General features: G+C 56.8%; 20 protein-coding genes. 12 read left to right on the top strand and 8 right to left on the bottom strand.

The genetic code is table 11. The features are described 5' to 3' along the window. Positions 1 to 90: 90 nt before the first annotated feature. Positions 91 to 1341, bottom strand: coding sequence for an NADP-dependent isocitrate dehydrogenase (gene icd, locus M8318_RS20965; protein WP_106992776.1), 1251 nt, complete (start codon positions 1339 to 1341; stop codon positions 91 to 93). Between the two features lie 117 nt (positions 1342 to 1458). Between icd and rluE the strand changes: the two genes are divergently transcribed. The 8 genes from rluE (at position 1459) to M8318_RS20925 (ending at position 9264) form a co-directional block, all read left to right on the top strand. Next, the gene (rluE, locus tag M8318_RS20960; protein WP_262664351.1) at positions 1459 to 2130 is read left to right on the top strand and encodes a 23S rRNA pseudouridine(2457) synthase RluE; all 672 of its coding nucleotides are present in this window, start codon (positions 1459 to 1461) and stop codon (positions 2128 to 2130) included. Beyond that, positions 2123 to 2596, top strand: coding sequence for an NUDIX hydrolase (locus M8318_RS20955; protein ID WP_106992774.1), 474 nt, complete (start codon positions 2123 to 2125; stop codon positions 2594 to 2596). Before rluE ends, M8318_RS20955 begins: the two co-directional genes overlap by 8 nt. A gap of 41 nt (positions 2597 to 2637) precedes the next feature. After that, the gene (mnmA, locus tag M8318_RS20950; protein ID WP_262664350.1) at positions 2638 to 3747 is read left to right on the top strand and encodes a tRNA 2-thiouridine(34) synthase MnmA; all 1110 of its coding nucleotides are present in this window, start codon (positions 2638 to 2640) and stop codon (positions 3745 to 3747) included. A 27-nt stretch (positions 3748 to 3774) separates the two neighbouring features. Continuing rightward, positions 3775 to 4404, top strand: coding sequence for a high frequency lysogenization protein HflD (hflD, locus tag M8318_RS20945; protein ID WP_262664349.1), 630 nt, complete (start codon positions 3775 to 3777; stop codon positions 4402 to 4404). 19 nt (positions 4405 to 4423) lie between these two features. Further along, on the top strand, positions 4424 to 5794 hold the full coding sequence (gene purB / locus M8318_RS20940; protein WP_262664347.1) for an adenylosuccinate lyase: 1371 nt from the start codon (positions 4424 to 4426) through the stop codon (positions 5792 to 5794). 124 nt (positions 5795 to 5918) lie between these two features. Next, positions 5919 to 6590: a two-component system response regulator PhoP gene (phoP, locus tag M8318_RS20935; RefSeq protein ID WP_032617646.1), complete on the top strand. Its 672-nt coding sequence runs from the start codon at positions 5919 to 5921 to the stop codon at positions 6588 to 6590. Next, positions 6591 to 8066: a two-component system sensor histidine kinase PhoQ gene (gene phoQ, locus M8318_RS20930; protein WP_106992770.1), complete on the top strand. Its 1476-nt coding sequence runs from the start codon at positions 6591 to 6593 to the stop codon at positions 8064 to 8066. A gap of 76 nt (positions 8067 to 8142) precedes the next feature. After that, positions 8143 to 9264, top strand: a complete 1122-nt coding sequence (locus M8318_RS20925) for a ribosomal protein uL16 3-hydroxylase (protein ID WP_166182168.1) — start codon at positions 8143 to 8145, stop codon at positions 9262 to 9264. A 91-nt stretch (positions 9265 to 9355) separates the two neighbouring features. On the opposite strand, the gene M8318_RS20920 is transcribed toward M8318_RS20925, so the two are convergent. Together M8318_RS20920 and pepT are read right to left on the bottom strand one after the other, a co-directional pair. After that, on the bottom strand, positions 9356 to 9847 hold the full coding sequence (locus M8318_RS20920) for an REP-associated tyrosine transposase (protein ID WP_262664346.1): 492 nt from the start codon (positions 9845 to 9847) through the stop codon (positions 9356 to 9358). A 92-nt stretch (positions 9848 to 9939) separates the two neighbouring features. Continuing rightward, positions 9940 to 11166, bottom strand: coding sequence for a peptidase T (gene pepT / locus M8318_RS20915; RefSeq protein WP_262664345.1), 1227 nt, complete (start codon positions 11164 to 11166; stop codon positions 9940 to 9942). A 248-nt stretch (positions 11167 to 11414) separates the two neighbouring features. Here pepT and potA point away from each other — a divergent pair, with 248 nt between their 5' ends. Genes potA through potD form a run of 4 tightly spaced genes read left to right on the top strand, consistent with a single transcriptional unit; the run spans position 11415 to position 15211 of the window. After that, a complete protein-coding gene (gene potA, locus M8318_RS20910; RefSeq protein WP_262664344.1) occupies positions 11415 to 12551 on the top strand; it encodes a spermidine/putrescine ABC transporter ATP-binding protein PotA in 1137 nt (378 codons plus the stop codon). After that, entirely contained in the window at positions 12535 to 13392 is an 858-nt protein-coding gene (gene potB / locus M8318_RS20905; RefSeq protein ID WP_262664343.1) for a spermidine/putrescine ABC transporter permease PotB, read from the top strand. The genes potA and potB overlap by 17 nt, the downstream gene beginning before the upstream one ends. Continuing rightward, positions 13389 to 14180, top strand: coding sequence for a spermidine/putrescine ABC transporter permease PotC (gene potC, locus M8318_RS20900; RefSeq protein WP_262664342.1), 792 nt, complete (start codon positions 13389 to 13391; stop codon positions 14178 to 14180). Before potB ends, potC begins: the two co-directional genes overlap by 4 nt. Continuing rightward, complete coding sequence (gene potD / locus M8318_RS20895) at positions 14177 to 15211, top strand: spermidine/putrescine ABC transporter substrate-binding protein PotD (RefSeq protein ID WP_262664341.1); 1035 nt, start codon at positions 14177 to 14179, stop codon at positions 15209 to 15211. The genes potC and potD overlap by 4 nt, the downstream gene beginning before the upstream one ends. Before the next feature lie 96 nt (positions 15212 to 15307). Here the strand turns inward: potD and cobB are convergent, their stop codons facing one another. From cobB to lolC, 5 genes are read right to left on the bottom strand one after another with little or no spacing between them, the layout of a single operon-like run. Beyond that, on the bottom strand, positions 15308 to 16129 hold the full coding sequence (gene cobB / locus M8318_RS20890; RefSeq protein WP_262664340.1) for a Sir2 family NAD+-dependent deacetylase: 822 nt from the start codon (positions 16127 to 16129) through the stop codon (positions 15308 to 15310). A 15-nt stretch (positions 16130 to 16144) separates the two neighbouring features. Next, the gene (gene nagK / locus M8318_RS20885) at positions 16145 to 17056 is read right to left on the bottom strand and encodes an N-acetylglucosamine kinase (protein ID WP_262664339.1); all 912 of its coding nucleotides are present in this window, start codon (positions 17054 to 17056) and stop codon (positions 16145 to 16147) included. A gap of 54 nt (positions 17057 to 17110) precedes the next feature. Beyond that, a complete protein-coding gene (gene lolE, locus M8318_RS20880; protein ID WP_262664338.1) occupies positions 17111 to 18355 on the bottom strand; it encodes a lipoprotein-releasing ABC transporter permease subunit LolE in 1245 nt (414 codons plus the stop codon). Continuing rightward, a complete protein-coding gene (lolD, locus tag M8318_RS20875; RefSeq protein ID WP_106992760.1) occupies positions 18355 to 19056 on the bottom strand; it encodes a lipoprotein-releasing ABC transporter ATP-binding protein LolD in 702 nt (233 codons plus the stop codon). The genes lolE and lolD overlap by 1 nt, the downstream gene beginning before the upstream one ends. After that, positions 19049 to 20248, bottom strand: coding sequence for a lipoprotein-releasing ABC transporter permease subunit LolC (lolC, locus tag M8318_RS20870; RefSeq protein ID WP_262664337.1), 1200 nt, complete (start codon positions 20246 to 20248; stop codon positions 19049 to 19051). The genes lolD and lolC overlap by 8 nt, the downstream gene beginning before the upstream one ends. Positions 20249 to 20377 lie beyond the last annotated feature (129 nt).

Here is a 20377-nt window from a genome sequence, read left to right as displayed (position 1 = left end):
GCTATCTTGATGTTGATAACCGTTTGAGGGCTATGAATAAAAAAAACGGGAGCCCATCGGCTCCCGTTCTCATACAACCCGAAATCCGGATTACATGTTTTCGATGATCGCGTCACCAAACTCTGAACATTTCAGCAGTTTAGCGCCTTCCATCAGACGTTCGAAATCGTAAGTTACGGTTTTGGCGTTAATCGCGCCTTCCATACCTTTAACGATCAGGTCTGCGGCTTCGAACCATTCCATGTGACGCAGCATCATTTCTGCGGACAGGATGATGGAACCTGGGTTCACTTTATCCTGACCAGCGTACTTAGGCGCTGTACCGTGGGTTGCTTCGAACAGGGCGCACTCGTCACCGATGTTCGCGCCTGGTGCGATACCGATACCGCCAACCTGCGCCGCCAGGGCGTCGGAGATGTAGTCACCGTTCAGGTTCATACAGGCGATAACGTCGTACTCAGCCGGACGCAGCAGGATCTGCTGCAGGAACGCATCGGCGATCACATCTTTAATGATGATCTCTTTGCCGGTGTTCGGGTTCTTGATCTTCTGCCACGGGCCGCCGTCGATCGGTGAGCCACCGAACTCTTCCGCCGCCAACTGGTAACCCCAGTCTTTGAACGCGCCTTCGGTGAACTTCATGATGTTGCCTTTGTGAACGATGGTCACAGAGTCACGGTCGTTGGTGATCGCGTATTCAATCGCTGCACGAACCAGGCGCTTGGTGCCGTCTTCGGAGCATGGCTTGATACCGATACCGCAATGTTCAGGGAAGCGAATTTTCTTCACGCCCATCTCATCGCGCAGGAATTTGATCACTTTCTCTGCGTCGGCAGAGTCAGCTTTCCACTCGATGCCCGCGTAGATATCTTCGGAGTTCTCACGGAAGATAACCATGTCGGTCAGCTCAGGGTGTTTAACCGGGCTTGGGGTGCCCTGGTAGTAACGCACCGGGCGCAGGCACACATACAGGTCGAGTTCCTGACGCAGAGCAACGTTCAGGGAGCGAATACCGCCACCGACTGGCGTGGTCAGTGGGCCTTTGATGGCAACGCGGTAGTCACGGATCAGATCCAGCGTCTCAGCTGGCAGCCAGACGTCCTGGCCATAAACGTGGGTAGATTTTTCACCGGTGTAAATTTCCATCCAGGAAATTTTACGCTCGCCTTTATAGGCTTTCTCAACAGCGGCATCCACCACTTTCAGCATTGCTGGGGTTACGTCAACACCGATACCGTCACCTTCGATGAACGGGATAATCGGATTGTGTGGGACGTTCAGCTTGCCGTCTTGCAGGGTGATCTTTTTACCTTCCGCCGGAACTACTACTTTGCTTTCCATTAACCTCTCCTTCGGGCGCTTCTGGTTGTTACTGATCTTATGTTAATAATTTGTAATGAGCCCTTCGATAGTACCTGAATGTCTGGCGCCATGAAAGGCATTCGTTATTAGGCTATAATGCGGCAATTGATAACGTCTGAAAATACCATGCAGAAAACTTCTTTTAGAAATCACCGGGTTGAACGATTCAGCACACGACAAGCTGCCAGGCCGCGCAAACCGCGCGAGGCGACACGCGTCATAGTGTTCAATAAACCCTACGATGTGCTGCCGCAGTTTACCGACGAAGCCGGACGCAGTACGTTGAAGGAATACATCCCCATTCAGGGGGTTTATGCCGCAGGCCGACTCGATCGCGACAGCGAAGGACTGATGGTGCTCACCAACGACGGTGAGCTGCAGGCCAGGCTCACTCAGCCCGGGAAACGCACCGGCAAAATCTACTATGTGCAGGTTGAGGGCATTCCGGATGACGACGCGCTGGCCGCATTGCGTAACGGCGTCACGCTGAATGACGGCCCTACCCTGCCTGCGGGCATTGAGCTGGTCAGCGAGCCTGAGTGGCTCTGGCCGCGCAATCCCCCCATCCGTGAACGCAAATCGATTCCCGTTTCGTGGATAAAAGTCACCCTGTATGAAGGCCGCAACCGCCAGGTGCGTCGCATGACGGCCCATGTCGGGCATCCGACATTACGTCTGATTCGCTACGCGATGGGCAGTTACACGCTGGATAGCCTCGCCAACGGTGAGTGGCGGGACGTTACCGAACAAGGAGAACATCATGTTTAAGCCGCACGTCACGGTGGCCACGATTGTCCACGCCGAGGGCAAATTTTTAGTGGTGGAAGAGACCATTAAGGGTAACGCGCTGTGGAACCAGCCTGCGGGCCATCTTGAAGCCGATGAGACGCTGGTTCAGGCCGCGCGTCGTGAACTGTGGGAAGAGACCGGCATTCATGCCGAACCGCAGCACTTCATCCGCTTACATCAGTGGATCGCCCCGGATAAGACCCCGTTTTTGCGCTTCCTGTTTGCCATCGAGCTTAGCGAAATGTGCGCCACTGAGCCGCACGACAGCGATATCGATCGCTGCCTGTGGGTGGATGCCGACACGATCCTGACCGCCACCAATCTGCGTTCGCCGCTGGTTGCGGAGAGTATTCGCAGCTACCTCACCGGCAATCGTCTGCCGCTGGAGACGATCGGCGAATTTAACTGGCCGTTTACAGAGGGTGTCAATGCCGGGGGCGCGTGATAGAATACGCCGCCTTGAAGTTCAATGTCGTGAGTATTCCAATGTCTGAAAGCCAAAAAAAAGTGATCGTCGGCATGTCCGGCGGCGTCGATTCTTCCGTCTCTGCCTGGCTGTTGCTGCAACAGGGCTATAAGGTCGAAGGCCTGTTCATGAAGAACTGGGAAGAGGACGATGGCGAGGAATACTGTACCGCGGCTGAAGATCTGGCTGATGCGCAGGCGGTCTGCGACAAGCTCGGCATTGAACTGCACACCGTCAACTTTGCGGCAGAGTACTGGGATAACGTGTTCGAGCATTTCCTGGCTGAATACAAAGCCGGCCGCACGCCGAACCCGGACATCCTCTGCAACAAAGAGATCAAATTCAAAGCCTTCCTCGAATTCGCTGCTGAAGATTTGGGTGCTGACTACATCGCGACCGGCCACTACGTTCGCCGCGCCGATGTCGACGGCAAAAGCCAGCTGCTGCGCGGTCTCGACGGCAACAAAGATCAGAGCTACTTCCTCTATACCCTCGGCCACGAACAGATTGCCCAAAGCCTGTTCCCGGTGGGCGAGCTGGAAAAACCGGAAGTGCGTAAAATCGCTGAAGAACTGGATCTGATCACCGCCAAGAAAAAAGACTCTACCGGTATCTGCTTTATCGGTGAGCGCAAATTCCGTGAATTCCTTGGCCGCTATCTGCCTGCCCAGCCGGGCAAAATCGTCACCGTGGATGGCGATGTGATTGGCGAACACCAGGGATTGATGTACCACACCTTAGGCCAGCGTAAAGGGCTGGGGATCGGCGGCACCAAAGAGGGTAGCGAAGATCCGTGGTACGTGGTTGATAAAGACATTGAAAACAACATTCTGATTGTGGCCCAGGGCCATGACCATCCGCGTCTGATGTCCATCGGCCTGATTGCTCAACAGCTGCACTGGGTCGATCGCCAGCCGCTGAAAGGCACGCTGCGCTGCACGGTGAAAACCCGTTATCGTCAGACCGATATTCCCTGCACTATTACCGCGCTGGACGACGAACGCATTGACGTGCGTTTCGACGAGCCGGTTTCTGCCGTAACGCCGGGCCAGTCTGCCGTCTTCTACAGCGGTGAGATCTGCCTCGGCGGCGGTATTATCGAACAACGCCTGCCGCTGACCGCGGTTTAATGCGATTACACACAGAAAGGAGCCAGTGTGGCGAAGAACTTTTATGACATCACCCTGGCGCTGGCGGGAATTTGCCAGTCTGCCCGTCTGGTGCAACAGCTGGCGCATCAGGGTCATTGCGATGCTGACGCGCTGCACGTTTCGCTCAACAGCGTTGTGGATCTGAACCCCAGTTCAACTCTCGGCGTCTTTGGTGGTAGCGAAGCGAATCTTCGCCTCGGTCTGGAAACCTTACTCGGTGTGTTAAATGCCAGCAATCGTCAGGGACTGAATGCGGAACTGACGCGTTACACCCTCAGCATGATGGTGCTGGAGCGCAAACTGAATGCCGCCAAAGGGGCGATGGACACCCTGGGCGATCGCATTTCAGGTCTTCAGCGTCAGCTCGATCATTTTGATTTGCAGTCAGAGACGTTACTCAGCGCCATGGCCGGTATTTATGTGGATGTTATCAGTCCACTGGGGCCGCGGATCCAGGTCACCGGATCCCCTGCCGTCCTGCAAAGCCCGCAGGTACAGGCCAAAGTGCGTGCTTCGCTGCTGGCCGGTATTCGTGCCGCAGTGCTGTGGCAACAGGTCGGCGGTGGCCGCCTGCAGTTAATGTTTTATCGTAATCGCCTGACGACCCAGGCAAAACAAATTCTTGCTCATTGTTAACCTCCCGGAGTTGCGAACTATGGAATTATCCTCACTGACCGCCGTTTCCCCTGTCGATGGACGCTACGGCGATAAAGTCAGCGCGCTGCGCGGGATCTTCAGCGAATATGGTCTGCTGAAATTCCGTGTCCAGGTTGAAGTACGCTGGCTGCAAAAGCTGGCCGCGCAGGCAGCGATCGCGGAAGTTCCTGCTTTTCACAGCCAGGCAAACGATTACCTTGATAAAATCGTTGCGGAATTCAACGAAGAAGACGCCGTGCGCATTAAAACCATCGAGCGCACCACCAACCACGACGTGAAAGCGGTTGAGTATTTCCTGAAAGAAAAAGTGGCCAGCGTCCCGGCGCTGCACGCGGTATCTGAATTTATTCACTTCGCCTGTACGTCTGAAGATATTAATAACCTCTCCCACGCACTGATGCTCTCTACCGCGCGTGAGGAAGTGGTTCTGCCGTACTGGCGCAAAATCATCGACGCGGTGAAAGCCCTGGCGGTGGAGTATCGCGATATCCCGCTGCTCTCCCGTACCCATGGTCAGCCAGCCACCCCGTCCACCATCGGCAAAGAGATGGCTAACGTCGCCTACCGTATGGAGCGTCAGTACCGCCAGCTGGAGCAGGTGGAGATTCTTGGCAAAATCAACGGTGCCGTCGGTAACTATAACGCCCACATCGTCGCCTACCCGGAAGTGGACTGGCACCAGTTTAGCGAAGAGTTTGTTACTTCTCTGGGTATCCAGTGGAACCCGTACACCACGCAGATCGAGCCACACGACTACATCGCCGAGCTGTTTGACTGCATCGCGCGCTTCAACACCATCCTGATCGACTTCGATCGTGATGTGTGGGGCTACATCGCCCTGAACCACTTCAAGCAGAAGACCATCGCTGGTGAAATCGGTTCTTCCACCATGCCGCACAAGGTTAATCCAATCGACTTCGAAAACTCCGAAGGCAACCTGGGTCTGGCAAACGCTATGCTGCAACACATGGCCAGCAAACTGCCGGTATCCCGCTGGCAGCGCGACCTGACCGACTCCACCGTGCTGCGTAACCTTGGCGTGGGCATTGGCTATGCGCTGATTGCGTATCAGTCTACCCTGAAGGGTGTGAGCAAGCTGGAAGTGAACCGCGAGCGCCTGCTCGACGAACTGGATCACAACTGGGAAGTGCTGGCGGAGCCGATCCAGACCGTGATGCGCCGCTATGGCATCGAAAAGCCGTACGAAAAACTGAAAGAGCTGACCCGCGGCAAGCGCGTTGACGCCGAAGGCATGAAACAGTTTATCGACGGTCTGGAACTGCCAGAAGACGAGAAAACCCGCCTGAAAGCGATGACCCCGGCCAACTATATCGGCCGCGCCATTGCGATGGTTGACGAACTGAAATAACGCTTTTTGCCCTCTTTCCGCCCGGAAAGAGGGTTCCCTCCCCTCCGGTTTACGAAATGTTTATCCCTGTCGCAACATAATCAGCTTAAACTATTCAGACCATTCATATTAGGGAGAAGCGATGATGCGCGTACTGGTTGTTGAGGATAATGCGTTGCTACGTCATCACCTGAAGGTTCAGCTTCAGGAAATGGGGCATCAGGTGGACGATGCCGAAGATGCCAAAGAAGCCGACTACTATCTCAATGAACATCTGCCCGATATCGCCATCGTTGATCTCGGTCTGCCTGATGAAGATGGCCTGTCGCTGATCCGCCGCTGGCGCAGCCACGATGTCTCCCTGCCGGTGCTGGTCCTGACCGCCCGCGAAGGCTGGCAGGATAAGGTTGAAGTGCTGAGCGCCGGCGCGGATGACTACGTCACCAAACCGTTCCATATTGAAGAGGTCGCCGCCCGCATGCAGGCGTTGATGCGCCGCAACAGCGGTCTGGCCTCGCAGGTGATCTCCATTCCACCGTTTCAGGTGGATCTCTCCCGCCGCGAACTGGCCATCCATGATGAGGTGATTAAACTCACCGCTTTTGAATACACCATCATGGAGACGCTGATCCGCAACAGCGGCAAAGTGGTGAGCAAAGATTCTCTGATGCTCCAGCTCTACCCCGATGCCGAGCTGCGCGAAAGCCATACCATCGATGTGCTGATGGGGCGTCTGCGCAAGAAAATTCAGGCGCAGTACCCGGAGGATGTCATTACCACCGTGCGCGGTCAGGGCTATCTGTTCGAATTACGCTAAATGAAAAAACTTTTTCGTCACTTTCTGCCTCTGTCGCTGCGGTTTCGTTTTCTGCTGGCCACGGCGGTGGTGGTGCTGGTGCTCTCGCTGGCCTACGGGATGGTGGCGCTGGTGGGCTACAGCGTCAGCTTCGACAAAACCACCTTTCGCCTGCTGCGCGGGGAGAGCAATCTGTTCTATACCCTCGCAAAATGGGAAGACAATAAAATTACTATCGATATGCCGGAGCATCTGGATCGCCAGAGCCCGACTATGTCGCTGATTTACGATGAGAAAGGCAAGCTGCTGTGGGCCCAGCGCGATGTCCCCTGGCTGATAAAAACTATCCGCCCGGAATGGTTAAAATCCAACGGTTTTCACGAGCTGGAAGCGGATGTGGACGCCACCAGCCTGCTGGTGGGTAACGACCGGAACATGCAGAAAGAGCTGGCCGAGATCCGCGAGGACGACGACGACAGCGAGTTGACCCACTCGGTGGCGGTCAATATCTACCCCGCCACCATGCAGATGCCGCAGCTGACCATTGTGGTCATCGACACCATTCCGGTGGAGTTGAAACGCTCTTATACGGTGTGGAACTGGTTCGTGTATGTGCTGGCCGCCAACCTGCTGCTGGTGATCCCCCTCCTGTGGCTGGCCGCCTGGTGGAGCCTGCGACCCATCGAGTCGCTGGCGAAAGAGGTGCGCGAACTGGAAGAGCATCACCGCGAGAAGCTCGACCCCAACACCACGCGGGAGCTTACCAGCCTGGTACGCAATCTGAACCGGCTGCTGAAAAGCGAGCGTGAACGTTACGACAAATACCGCACCACCCTGACGGATCTGACGCACAGCCTGAAAACGCCACTGGCGGTGATGCAAAGCACGATGCGATCCCTGCGCAGCGCGAAGCTGAGCGCCGATGAGGCGGAACCGGTGATGCTGGAGCAGATCAGCCGTATCTCCCAGCAGATCGGTTACTACCTGCACCGCGCCAGCATGCGAACCGGCAGCACCCTGCTGAGCCGGGAGCTGCACCCCGTCGCCCCGCTGCTGGACAGCCTGACCTCAGCCCTGAATAAGGTTTATCAGCGCAAGGGGGTGAACATCACCCTCGATATCTCGCCGGAAATCAGCTTTGTCGGCGAAAAGAACGACTTTATGGAAGTGATGGGCAATCTGCTCGATAACGCCTGTAAATACTGTCTGGAATTCGTCGAAGTCTCCGCCCGCCAGGGTGAAAATGAGCTGCACATTATCGTTGAGGACGACGGCCCGGGGATCCCGCAGGGCAAGCGTGACCAGGTGTTCGATCGCGGTCAGCGTGCCGACACCTTACGCCCCGGTCAGGGGGTTGGCCTGTCGGTTGCGCGCGATATTGTTGAGCAGTATGACGGCCGGATCGACACCGGCGACAGTCTGCTGGGTGGCGCGCGGATGGAGGCAATTTTTGCCCGCCAGCATCTGACAAGCGACGAGAGTAAAGCGTCCGGGTGAAAAAAGCGTGATTCTCACACGCAGGCGCTGAGCTTCCGTTATAATCCGAGTCAGTAAAAGCCTGCGGAATATAAATATGGATTATCAATTAGCCCTTAACTGGCCCGACTTTATCGAACGCTACTGGCAGAAACGCCCGGTAGTTCTGAAACGCGGCATCACCAATTTCGTCGATCCGATCTCTCCCGATGAGCTGGCCGGCCTGGCCATGGAGAGCGAAGTCGACAGCCGCCTCGTCAGCCATAACGAGGGAAAATGGCAGGTCAGCCACGGTCCGTTTGAAAGCTTCGATCACCTGGGCGAGAGCAACTGGTCCCTGCTGGTGCAGGCGGTCAATCACTGGCACCAGCCCGCCGCAGCCCTGATGCAACCGTTCCGCGCCCTGCCCGACTGGCGGATGGACGATCTGATGATCTCCTTCTCCGTGCCAGGCGGCGGCGTTGGCCCGCATCTGGATCAGTACGACGTGTTTATCATTCAGGGTACCGGTCGCCGCCGCTGGCGCGTGGGTGAGAAGGTGCCGATGAAGCAGCACTGCCCGCACCCTGACCTGCTGCAGGTGGATCCTTTCGTCGGCATCATCGACGAAGAGCTGGAGCCGGGCGATATTCTCTACATCCCGCCAGGCTTCCCGCACGAGGGTTATTCTCTTGAGAACTCGATGAACTATTCGGTGGGCTTCCGTGCCCCAAGCGGTCGCGAGATGATCAGCGGATTTGCCGATTACGTTCTGCAGCGCGAGCTGGGCAGCCATCGCTTCAGCGATCCGGACGTGCCGGCCCGTGAGCACCCGGCCGATATCCTGCCCGAGGAGCTGGATAAGCTGCGCGGGATGATGCTGGAGATGATCAACCAGCCTCAGCATTTCAACCAGTGGTTCGGGGAGTTTATCAGCCAGTCCCGCCACGAGCTGGACGTCTCCCTGCCGGAGCCACCGTATCAGCCGGATGAGATTTACGATGCGCTGCAGCAGGGTGACAAGCTGGCGCGACTGGGTGGGTTACGCGTGTTGCGCATTGGCGAAGAGGTGTATGTCAACGGCGAGCAGCTGGACTCCCCGCACCGTCCGGCGCTGGAAGCGCTGGCCAGCCATACGGTGCTGACCGCCGCGCTGTTCGGTGATGCGCTGGAAGATCCCTCCTTCCTCGCGATGCTGGCGGCACTGGTCAACAGCGGGTACTGGTTCTTCGAGGACTAAGTCGGTTGTCGATTGCCCGGTGGCGCTCCGCTTACCGGGCCTACAAAACCGTACCGTAGGCCGGGTAAGGCGTAGCCGCCACCCGGCGTTTTTACCGGCGCTCCCCAGTGTCAAAACTCTCCACCACCCCTGCCCAATCCTCCGGATACAACCCCTCCCTTACATCACGATGAAAGGTGGAATAGGGCCAGTCTTTAACGCGCGTCACATAGCCATGTTTCAATGGGTTGATATGGATGTAATCCGTATGCCGCCGCAGGTCATTTTCATCCAGAATGGTATGTTCCCAGAACCGCGGCTGCCAGATGCCTGACATCCCAAGCTTACGGGTAAAGGTTTTTTTGATGTCCCGCCAGCGGCCCGAGTAATCGGTATCGTTTTCGGGTAACGTCCAGATGCAGTGCATATGTTCCGGCAGGATCACCCATGCGTTAATCAGAAAGGGTTTTGCGCGTTTAACGCATTGGGTTGCCACGCGAAGCGTATCGATATGACGTGTCAGCAGATCGCTGCGCCGGTTTTGCAGGTTAACGGTGAAAAACCAGGTTCCACCCGGTAGATAATGACGACGGTAGTTTGACATATGAGGTTCCCTCCCCATGTGTGGAAATGCCGGGCGGCACGATGTTTGCCCGGCCTGGGTGTAGGCCCGGTAAGCGTAGCGCCACCGGGCAATTACTGCTGCTTCGCAGTGAGCTCCGCAATCCGCACGATGACCTGCACCGCTTTCTCCATTCCCTCGAGCGTCACGAACTCGTGCTTGCCGTGGTAGTTGTAGCCACCGGTAAACAGATTCGGGCACGGCAATCCCATAAAGGAGAGCTGGGCGCCGTCGGTGCCGCCACGGATCGGTTTGAGCTGCGGTTCGATACCGCAGTCGCGCATCGCCTGCTGCGCTACCTCCAGAATGTACGGATGCTCGATCACCTTTTCATGCATATTGTAATAGCTGTCTTCAATGATCAGCTCAATGTAGCAATCCGGGTGCAGCCCTTTGCCCACCTTTTTGGCGATATCCATCATTTTGCGTTTACGCGCCTCAAACCCGTCGCGGTTAAAGTCGCGGATGATGTAGTGCATGTCCGCCCGATCAACCGTCCCTTTGATGCTGGTGAGGTGATAGAAGCCCTCATAGCCCTCGGTTTTTTCCGGACTCTCGTCTGCCGGAACCTCGGCATGAATGCGCGCCGCCAGCGACAGTGCATTTACCATCACCCCTTTCGCTGTGCCCGGGTGGACGTTGTTGCCGACGATGCGAATATTCACCGACGCCGCATTGAAGTTTTCGAACTCCAGCTCACCCACGCCGCCGCCGTCAACGGTATAGGCCCAGCGGGCATCGAACGCCTCAACGTCGAAATGCTTCGCCCCTTTGCCTACCTCTTCATCCGGGGTAAAGGCGACGCGGATATCCCCGTGCGGCACCTTGTTGTGCTTCAGTACCGCCAACGCGGTCATGATCTCTGCTACCCCGGCTTTATCATCGGCCCCGAGCAGCGTTTTGCCGTCGGTGGTGATCAGCGTCTGGCCGAGCAGCTGGTGTAACACCGGGAACATCACCGGGGACAATATTTCGTCGCCCACACCCAGCGCAATGTCGCCGCCGCGATAGTTCTCAACAATCTGCGGATTGACGTTTTTACCGCTAAAATCCGGTGAGGTATCAACATGGGAAATAAAACCAATGGCCGGAATATCGCCGCTCACACTGGCGGGGAGCGTCCCCATCACCGTCCCTTTTTCACTTAACGTGACATTGACCAGCTCCAACTCTTCCAGTTGCGTCTTTAACAGCTGTAACAGTTTCCATTGTCCTTCGGTGCTCGGTACCTGACGGACACCCGGTTTAGATTGGGTATCCAGCGATACGTACTGTAAAAAACGCTCAAGTAATTTATCCATGCAGTCACCCTCACTTTTCGTGACAACATTATCAGTAAGCATCAAAACCCAAATATTGCGTCAGGTCACTTTTATCCCGTAAACGAGAATATTTCCGTTTTTCGCCGCTTTCGATAATAAATGTAGCTTATCAATGGGTAACAAGGATTGGCGATTACAGCGTATTCCCGTAGAATGTCCGCCCTCATTACGTATCACCAAGGTGGCTAACCACAAACCCCGCTGCGATAAGCATTTGCAGCGTCGATATGGGACTGAATCAAAAATTGAATACACAACCAGCTTCACTGTCACCGTTGGTGCAACTGGCCGGAATTCGTAAAAGCTTTGACGGAAAAACCGTCATTTCCGACCTCGATTTGACGATCAACAACGGCGAATTTCTTACGCTGCTTGGCCCATCGGGCTGCGGTAAAACGACAGTGCTTCGCCTTATCGCCGGGCTGGAAAACGTCGATCACGGCCATATTCATCTTGAAGATCAGGACATCACTCAGGTTCCTGCTGAACACCGACACGTCAATACCGTCTTTCAAAGCTACGCCCTTTTCCCGCACATGACGGTTTTCGAAAACGTCGCCTTTGGCCTGCGGATGCAAAAAACCCCGGCCAGTGAAATCACGCCCCGCGTCACCGATGCCCTGCGCATGGTGCAGCTGGAGACGTTCGCCCAGCGCAAGCCGCACCAGCTGTCAGGTGGACAGCAACAGCGCGTTGCCATCGCCCGCGCGGTGGTCAATAAGCCGCGCCTGCTGCTGCTGGATGAGTCCCTGTCCGCGCTGGATTACAAGCTGCGCAAGCAGATGCAGAACGAGTTAAAGGCGCTGCAGCGTAAGCTCGGGATCACCTTTGTGTTTGTCACCCACGATCAGGAAGAGGCTCTGACCATGTCCGATCGCATCGTGGTGATGCGCGACGGCAAAATCGAGCAGGACGGCACCCCGCGAGAAATCTACGAAGAGCCGAAAAACCTGTTTGTCGCCAGCTTTATTGGCGAAATCAATATCTTCAGTGCTACGGTTATTGAACGCCTCGATGACCAGCGGGTGTTAGCTAACGTCGAAGGCCGCGCCTGCAATATCTTCGTCAACTTTGCCGTGGAACCCGGGCAACAGCTTAACGTCCTGCTGCGCCCGGAAGATCTGCGCGTCGATGAGATCCATGACGAGACCGAAGCGGAAGGGTTGATCGGCTATATCCGCGAGCGCAACTACAAAGGGATGACGCTTGAATCGGTGGTCGAACTGGAAAACGGCAAAATGGTGATCGTCAGTGAGTTCTTTAACGAGGACGATCCTGACTTTGACCACTCGCTCAATCAGAAAATGGTCATTAACTGGGTAGAGAGCTGGGAGGTTGTGCTGGCTGATGAAGAACACAAGTAGATTCCAGAATGGGGTGATCGCCACTATCGTCGGTTGGCTTGTGTTATTTGTCTTTTTACCCAACCTGATGATCATTGCCACCAGCTTTTTGACCCGCGACGATGTGCATTTCTTCTCGCTGGTCTTTACGCTGGACAACTACGCGCGCCTGCTCGATCCGCTCTATTTCCAGGTGCTGCTCCATTCCCTCAATATGGCGCTGATCGCCACCGTCGCCTGTCTGGTGCTCGGCTACCCATTCGCCTGGTTTCTGGCGAAGCTGCCGTCGAAGGTGCGTCCGCTGCTGCTGTTTCTGCTGATTGTGCCTTTCTGGACCAACTCCCTGATCCGCATCTACGGCCTGAAGATCTTTCTCAGCACCAAAGGCTACCTGAACGCGTTTCTGCTCTGGCTGGGGGTGATCGACACCCCGATCCGCATTATGTTTACACCCGGGGCGGTGATCGTCGGGCTGGTCTATATCCTGCTGCCGTTTATGGTCATGCCGCTCTACTCCAGCATCGAGAAGCTGGATAAACCCCTGCTGGAAGCGGCGCGAGATTTGGGTGCCAGCAAGCTGCAGACCTTTATCCGCATCATCATCCCGCTGACCATGCCGGGGATCATTGCTGGCTGTCTGCTGGTGATGCTGCCGGCGATGGGGCTGTTCTACGTCTCCGACCTGATGGGCGGCGCAAAAAATCTGCTGATCGGTAACGTCATCAAGAGTCAGTTCCTGAACATTCGCGACTGGCCGTTCGGCTCGGCGACCAGCATCACCCTGACGGTGGTGATGGGCCTGATGCTGCTGGTCTACTGGCGTGCCTCGCGCTTGCTTAACAATAAGGGTGAACTCGGATGATCGGTCGACTGCTTCGCGGCGGTTTTATGACCGCCATCTATGCGTATCTCTACATTCCGATCATTATTCTGATCGTCAATTCGTTCAACAGCTCGCGCTTTGGCATCAACTGGCAGGGGTTCACCACCCAGTGGTACAGCCTGCTGATGAATAACGACAGCCTGCTGCAGGCGGCGCAGCACTCGCTGACGATGGCGATCTTCTCGGCCACCTTCGCCACCCTGATTGGCTCCCTGACCGCGGTGGCGCTCTACCGCTACCGTTTTCGCGGTAAGCCCTTCGTCAGCGGGATGCTGTTTGTGGTGATGATGTCCCCGGACATCGTGATGGCCATTTCGCTGCTGGTGCTGTTTATGCTGCTGGGGGTGCAACTGGGCTTCTGGTCGCTGCTGTTCTCGCACATCACCTTCTGTCTACCGTTTGTGGTGGTGACGGTCTACTCCCGTCTGAAGGGCTTTGATGTGCGGATGCTGGAAGCGGCAAAAGATCTGGGCGCCAGCGAGATGATCATCCTGCGCAAAATTATCCTGCCGCTGGCGATGCCCGCCGTGGCCGCAGGATGGCTACTCAGCTTTACGCTGTCGATGGATGACGTGGTGGTGTCGTCGTTTGTCACTGGCCCGAGCTATGAAATTCTGCCGTTGAAGATCTATTCAATGGTAAAAGTCGGCGTCTCACCGGAGGTGAACGCGCTGGCGACCATTCTGTTGATGTTATCGCTGGTTCTGGTGATCGCCAGCCAGCTTATTGCGCGTGATAAAACAAAATCTCAGGGGACAGTGAAATGAAAAAAATGCTTGCCGCTGCGGCGCTGGTGCTGGGTATGAGCGCTGCGCACGCGGACGACAGTAAAACGCTCTACTTCTACAACTGGACCGAGTATGTGCCGCCGGGCCTGCTGGAGCAGTTCACCAAAGAGACGGGCATCAAGGTTATCTATTCCACCTACGAGTCGAATGAAACCATGTACGCCAAGCTCAAGACCTATAAAGAGGGCGCTTACGATCTGGTGGTCCCGTCGACCTATTTTGTCGACAAGATGCGTAAAGAGGGGATGATCCAGAAGATCGACAAATCGAAGCTAACCCATTTTTCAAACCTCGATCCGGAGATGCTCAACAAGCCGTTTGACCCCAATAACGACTACTCCATTCCGTACATCTGGGGTGCGACGGCTATCGGCATCAATCGCGACGAGATGGATCCTAAAACGGTGACCCGTTGGGCAGATCTGTGGAAACCGGAATACAAAGGTGGACTGCTGCTGACCGACGACGCGCGCGAAGTGTTCCAGGTGGCGCTGCGTAAGCTGGGCTACTCCGGCAACACTACCGATCCGAAAGAGATTGAAGCGGCCTATCACGAGCTGCAAAAGCTGATGCCAAACGTTGCGGCGTTCAACTCCGATAACCCGGCTAATCCGTATATGGAAGGGGAAGTCAACCTGGGGATGGTGTGGAACGGTTCGGCGTACGTGGCGCGCCAGGCCGGCACGCCGCTGGAAGTGGTGTGGCCTGAAGAGGGCGGGATCTTCTGGATGGACAGCCTGTCGATTCCGGCCAATGCCAAAAATGTGGACGGTGCAATGCAGCTGATTAACTTCCTGCTGCGCCCGGATGTGGCAAAACAGGTGGCGGAAACCATCGGCTACCCGACGCCAAACCTGGCCGCCCGCAAACTGCTGAGCCCGGAGGTGGCGAACGACAAGTCGCTCTACCCGGATGCGGCAACCGTCAGCAAAGGCGAGTGGCAGAACGACGTGGGCGACGCCAGCCGCCTGTATGAAGAGTATTACCAGAAGTTGAAGGCGGGTCGTTAATTTTACACCGCACAATTGTAGGCCCGGTAAGCGCAGCGCCACCGGGCAAAAACGCCGGGCGGCACTGCGTTTGCCCGGCCTACTAAACCGACGAATTCATAATCCCTTCAATAATTTATCCACAAACTCCGGCACCACTTCGCTCGCCAGCCCATAATTTTTTTCTTCAAACTCGCTGCCTACCTGGCTCGGCTCAAGGTTCAGCTCCACCGTGTGCGCCCCGTGCAGCTTCGCCTCGTGGACGAATCCCGCCGCCGGATAGACATGCCCGGAGGTGCCAATGGCGATAAACACATCCGCCATCGCCAGGGCGCTGTAGATCTCGTCCATCCCCAGCGGCATTTCGCCGAACCAGACCACGTGCGGACGCAGCGGAGACGGGAACTGACAGCAGTGGCATTTGTCATCGAGGGTGACATCGCCCGGCCAGTTGAACACCTGGCCGCTGCCGGAACAGCGCACCTTCAGCAGTTCGCCGTGCATATGGATCACGTTCTTGTTGCCCGCGCGCTCGTGCAGGTTGTCAATGTTCTGCGTCACCAGCAGAAAACGATCCCCCAATGCCTCCTCCAGCCTGGCCAGCGCCAGATGCGCCGCGTTAGGGGCAATCTCCGGCGACTGCAGCTGACGGCGACGGGCGTTGTAGAACTCCTGCACCAGTTGCGGATTACGGGCGAAGCCTTCCGGCGTCGCCACATCTTCTACCCGATGCTCTTCCCACAACCCGTCTGTCGCGCGGAAGGTTCGAATGCCCGACTCGGCGGAGATCCCCGCCCCGGTCAGGACTAACACTCTTGGCTTTTCCATCAATTCTGGCAGCGCCCCATCCTGAAAGAAAATTCGCTGGCGTAAGCGTTCACGCAAGCGGCGTTTGTTTTTACGAAAACGGCTGAGTCGATGTGACCGGCGCGACAGCATAGTAACCTCGTAAGACTAGCGGGTGAGATGGAGGAACGCGGCACCGCGCATCCCCCCGGCATCGCCATGGCGCGCGCGCTCAATGCGCGGCACGCGGGCGACCGGCAATAGATGACGCGGCAACCGACCGGATAACCGCTCGGCGATGGCCGTAAAGTTCGATAATCCCCCGCCGATCACCAGCAGGTCAGGATCGACAATGGTCAGGATGTTGCCCAGACACACGGCAAGCAGATCGAGATAGCGTTCCACGTGCTCAATGGCCTGTTCATCACCCTGCTCCCACAGCGTAATGATCTCTGGCGCCTGTCGTTTTTGATGATAGAAGTGTTCATAAAGCCACGCAAATCCGCCGCCCGAGAGGTAATTCTCGATGCAGCCGTGCTGGCCGCAGCCGCAGCGAAGGAGCGGGAAATCGCGTCCGACCGCCTCCAGAGCATCCACCGGCAGGCGAATATGGCCGAACTCGCCGGTGATATAGCTGCGCCCGGTAACCGGTTTGCCATCAACAACGATCCCGCCACCGACGCCGGTGCCGAGGATCAACCCCATCACCAGCGGATACTGCTGGAACTCGTCATCCCAGGCTTCGGAGAGGGCAAAACAGTTGGCGTCATTGTCGAGGCGCACGTCGCGCCCGAGGAGTCTGGTCAGGTCGGCGCGCAGCGGCTTACCGCTGGCGGCAGGGACGTTGGCAGCATACAGCGTGCCGTCGTCGGTTTCCGGCATTCCCGGAATGCCAATACCCACCGAGCCCTTCACGCCGAAGCGTTCATCGGCCTGGGCCACCAGCGCGGCAATGGCGGTTAAGAATTCATCATAGCTTTCGCGCGGAGTGGGAACCCGGGTTTCCCACTGCAATTTCAGGTTGGTATCAAATACGCCCAGCGCAATTTTAGTGCCGCCAATATCAAATCCGTAATACATAGTGCATTCCTCTTTCTGATATAGCGGCCTTACGACCGCTACACCATGACGTAATTACTGGCCACTTAATACCCTCGCCGGATCAATTCGGCTTGCGCGACGCGCCGGATACCAGCTTGCCAGCAGACTCAGTAAAAGTGCTGTAACCAGCACATAAAAAACGTCCAGCCAGTGTAATTCGGATGGCAGGAAGTCAATAAAATAGATATCGCCCGACAGGAACTGATGGCCAATAAGGGACTCGATGCCGTTGATAATCGGCGTCAGCTGTAGCGACACCACCACGCCGATGACCACGCCGCACAGGCTGCCAAACAGCCCTGCCAGCAGACCATACCAGACGAAAATGGCACGAATAAGACCGTCTTTTGCCCCGAGCGTACGCAGCACCGCGATGTCGCCGCTCTTGTCTTTTACCGCCATCACCAGGGTGGAGACGATGTTGAAGCATGCCACGCCAATCACTAGCACCATCGCCAGATACATAATGGCGCGGATCATCTGAATATCACGGTACATATAGCCGTAGGTGCCGATCCAGCTCTTGATGTAGACATAGCTGTCGGTCACTTCCCCGGCATCGCGCACCAGCTTGTTGGCGTTAAAGACGTCGTTAACCTTAAGGGCGATCCCGCTGACGCTGCTGCCCATATCGAGATACTGACGTGCATCTTCCAGCGGCACCATGGCAAAGCTGTGATCCAGCTGGCCACTGAGCTGCAGAATACCGGTCACGTGCAGACGCACGCGCTTCGGCTGCTGCAGCTTATGATCGGCGCTGGCGTTCGGGATCATGATCGACACCCAGTCGCCCTGCTTCACTTTCAGCGCATCGGCCACGCCCTTGCCGATAATGATCTGCTGATCACCGGCTTTAAAGTTGGCCCAGGCATCCTTCTGAATAAACTGCGGCAGCGCGCTGAGTTTCTCTTCCTGACGGGGATTAACGCCTTTCACCTGGATAGCGCGCAGATTCGCCCCGCTCTCCACCAGCCCGGTAAAGTTAATGTATGGCGCAGCGGCGGCGATGCCCGGCACCTTTTCCACTTTATTCAGCGCGTCGTTCCAGTTATTCCACGGCTGGTTCACCGGCTCAATTTCACCGTGCGGCACCACTGCCAGAATGCGGTTATTCAGCTCACGCTCAAAGCCGTTCATGGCACTGAGGCCGACGATCAGCACCGCCACCCCCAGTGCAATACCGATGGTGGAGATAACAGAGATCAGCGACACCATGCCGCCGCGACGACGACCCCGGCTAAAACGCAGGCCGATGAGTAACGATAACGGTGAAGCCATCAATCCGCTCCCATCAGCGTCAGCTCGGTATTCAGATGACCGTCACGCATCTCCAGCTGGCGGGACATGCGTTTTGCCAGCTGCAGGTCGTGGGTCACCACCAGAAATGCGGTGCCCTGAGAAGCGTTCAGCTCCCCGAGGAGCTGGAAGATGCTGTCGGCGTTACGGGCGTCGAGGTTACCGGTTGGTTCGTCTGCCAGCACCAGGCGCGGATTGTTGACCAGCGCACGGGCAATCGCCACACGCTGACGCTCACCGCCGGAGAGCTCCGACGGGCGATGATTGCCGCGATGGCCGAGCCCGACCGCTTTCAGCATATCGCTGGCACGGGCGTTAATTTCAGCCGGTTTCTTTTTGCCGATCAGCAGCGGCATCGCCACGTTTTCCAGCGCCGTAAAGTCCGGCAGCAGGTGGTGGAACTGGTAGATAAAGCCCAGGGAGCGGTTACGCAGATCGGCCTTGGCGCTCGAGGACATCGAACTCAGCGGCGTGCCGGAGAAGATCACATCCCCGGAGGTCGGGGTATCCAGCCCGCCGAGCAGGTGCAGTAAGGTACTTTTCCCGGAGCCGGAGGTGCCGACGATGGCCATCATCTCCCCTTCCCCGACGCTGAAGCTGACATTGTGCAGGACGTCCGTCTGCACCGTGCCTTCCTGATAGCGTTTGCACAGGTTGTCGCATTGCAACAGGATCTTATTCATAACGTAAAGCCTCAGCGGGTTGGGTGGCGGCAGCGCGCCATGAAGGATAAAGCGTAGAGAGTAAGGCAACGACCATCGCCACCAGGGCGATACCCACGACCTGCAGCGGCTCAATGGCTACCGGTAGCGCCGCGCCGTCAAGCAACGCGCCAATGATCGGCATCAGGTTGTTCAACTGGCTGGCGAGCAAGGTGCCGAGCACCGCCCCGAGCAGCGCACCGACAATCCCGGCGCTGGCACCCTGGACCATAAATACCGCCATGATCTGCCGCGGCGTCAGGCCCTGAGTTTGCAGGATTGCCACTTCGCCCTGCTTCTCCATCACCATCAGGCCCAGGGAAGTAATAATGTTAAACGCGGCGACCGCCACGATCAGGCTCAGCAGCAGGCCCATCATGTTCTTTTCCATACGCACGGCCTGGAACAGCTCGCCCTTACGTTCGCGCCAGTCCTGCCACTTGGTGCCTTCCGGCAGGGTTTGCTGGCTCAGGACATCCACTTTCAGCGGCTCGTTGAGCCACAGACGCCAGCCGGTGATATTGCCGAGCGGGTAGCGCATCAGGCGCGACGCGTCCTGGATATTGGCCAGCATCTGGTAGCCGTCCACTTCGCTGTTGGCGGCGAAGGTGCCGATAACGTTAAACAGGCGCTGGCTTGGCAGACGCCCCATCGGGGTGAACTGGCTGGCGGAAGGAACCATCACCCGCAGCTGATCGCCGCGGTTAACGCCGAGCTGTCCGGCAAGCTGTTCACCGAGGATCACGTTGTACTGACCGGGAGCCAGATCGCTTTGCTTGACGTTAACCAGGAATGGCGTAAGGGGGTCCTTTTGTGCCGGGTCGATGCCGAGCATCACCCCGACCGCTACGCTGCGTGCGCTCTGCAGCACCACATCACCGGAGGTGATCGGCGCCACGCGGCTCACGCCCTGCAGCTTAACGGCGCTTTCAGGCAGCTGCTGCGGATTCACCGACCCGTTGCTGGATGAGAGGATGGCCTGCGGCATCAGCCCCAGAATATTATTTTGCAGCTCGCGCTCAAAGCCGTTCATGACGGATAACACCGTCACCAGCGCCATCACGCCTAGCGTAATGCCAATGGTTGAAAGCCAGGAGACAAAGCGACCGAAGCGGTCCGCGGCGCGCCCACGCATATAACGTAAGCCTATGAATAGTGCGACAGGTTGGTACATGAAATCCGTCTGTTTGCTGGTAGCAGACCCACGAGTATATAAGCGAATCCGCTGAGGGTAAATGACTGATACCCGAAGCTTTGCTAATCAATTATCCGAAAAAACAGGTTAAATCAAGGCAGTAACCGC

Source organism: Leclercia tamurae, from assembly GCF_025566055.1.
Classification (GTDB): Bacteria; Pseudomonadota; Gammaproteobacteria; order Enterobacterales; family Enterobacteriaceae; genus Enterobacter; species Enterobacter tamurae.
The sequence above is the reverse complement of the archived record's forward strand: the minus strand, read 5'-3'. Positions and strand labels throughout refer to the sequence as shown.

What these genes read in the sequence shown, in the direction of transcription:
- lolD (WP_106992760.1), bottom strand. Translation starts at nt 19,056, where the DNA reads ATGAATAAGATCCTGTTGCAATGCGACAACCTGTGCAAACGCTATCAG.
- cobB (WP_262664340.1), bottom strand. Translation starts at nt 16,129, where the DNA reads ATGCTGTCGCGCCGGTCACATCGACTCAGCCGTTTTCGTAAAAACAAA.
- pepT (WP_262664345.1), bottom strand. Translation starts at nt 11,166, where the DNA reads ATGGATAAATTACTTGAGCGTTTTTTACAGTACGTATCGCTGGATACC.
- rluE (WP_262664351.1), top strand. Translation starts at nt 1,459, where the DNA reads ATGCGGCAATTGATAACGTCTGAAAATACCATGCAGAAAACTTCTTTT.
- purB (WP_262664347.1), top strand. Translation starts at nt 4,424, where the DNA reads ATGGAATTATCCTCACTGACCGCCGTTTCCCCTGTCGATGGACGCTAC.
- potB (WP_262664343.1), top strand. Translation starts at nt 12,535, where the DNA reads ATGAAGAACACAAGTAGATTCCAGAATGGGGTGATCGCCACTATCGTC.
- potA (WP_262664344.1), top strand. Translation starts at nt 11,415, where the DNA reads ATGGGACTGAATCAAAAATTGAATACACAACCAGCTTCACTGTCACCG.
- phoP (WP_032617646.1), top strand. Translation starts at nt 5,919, where the DNA reads ATGCGCGTACTGGTTGTTGAGGATAATGCGTTGCTACGTCATCACCTG.
- M8318_RS20955 (WP_106992774.1), top strand. Translation starts at nt 2,123, where the DNA reads ATGTTTAAGCCGCACGTCACGGTGGCCACGATTGTCCACGCCGAGGGC.
- icd (WP_106992776.1), bottom strand. Translation starts at nt 1,341, where the DNA reads ATGGAAAGCAAAGTAGTAGTTCCGGCGGAAGGTAAAAAGATCACCCTG.
- M8318_RS20925 (WP_166182168.1), top strand. Translation starts at nt 8,143, where the DNA reads ATGGATTATCAATTAGCCCTTAACTGGCCCGACTTTATCGAACGCTAC.
- phoQ (WP_106992770.1), top strand. Translation starts at nt 6,591, where the DNA reads ATGAAAAAACTTTTTCGTCACTTTCTGCCTCTGTCGCTGCGGTTTCGT.
- nagK (WP_262664339.1), bottom strand. Translation starts at nt 17,056, where the DNA reads ATGTATTACGGATTTGATATTGGCGGCACTAAAATTGCGCTGGGCGTA.
- M8318_RS20920 (WP_262664346.1), bottom strand. Translation starts at nt 9,847, where the DNA reads ATGTCAAACTACCGTCGTCATTATCTACCGGGTGGAACCTGGTTTTTC.
- mnmA (WP_262664350.1), top strand. Translation starts at nt 2,638, where the DNA reads ATGTCTGAAAGCCAAAAAAAAGTGATCGTCGGCATGTCCGGCGGCGTC.
- lolE (WP_262664338.1), bottom strand. Translation starts at nt 18,355, where the DNA reads ATGGCTTCACCGTTATCGTTACTCATCGGCCTGCGTTTTAGCCGGGGT.
- potD (WP_262664341.1), top strand. Translation starts at nt 14,177, where the DNA reads ATGAAAAAAATGCTTGCCGCTGCGGCGCTGGTGCTGGGTATGAGCGCT.
- lolC (WP_262664337.1), bottom strand. Translation starts at nt 20,248, where the DNA reads ATGTACCAACCTGTCGCACTATTCATAGGCTTACGTTATATGCGTGGG.
- potC (WP_262664342.1), top strand. Translation starts at nt 13,389, where the DNA reads ATGATCGGTCGACTGCTTCGCGGCGGTTTTATGACCGCCATCTATGCG.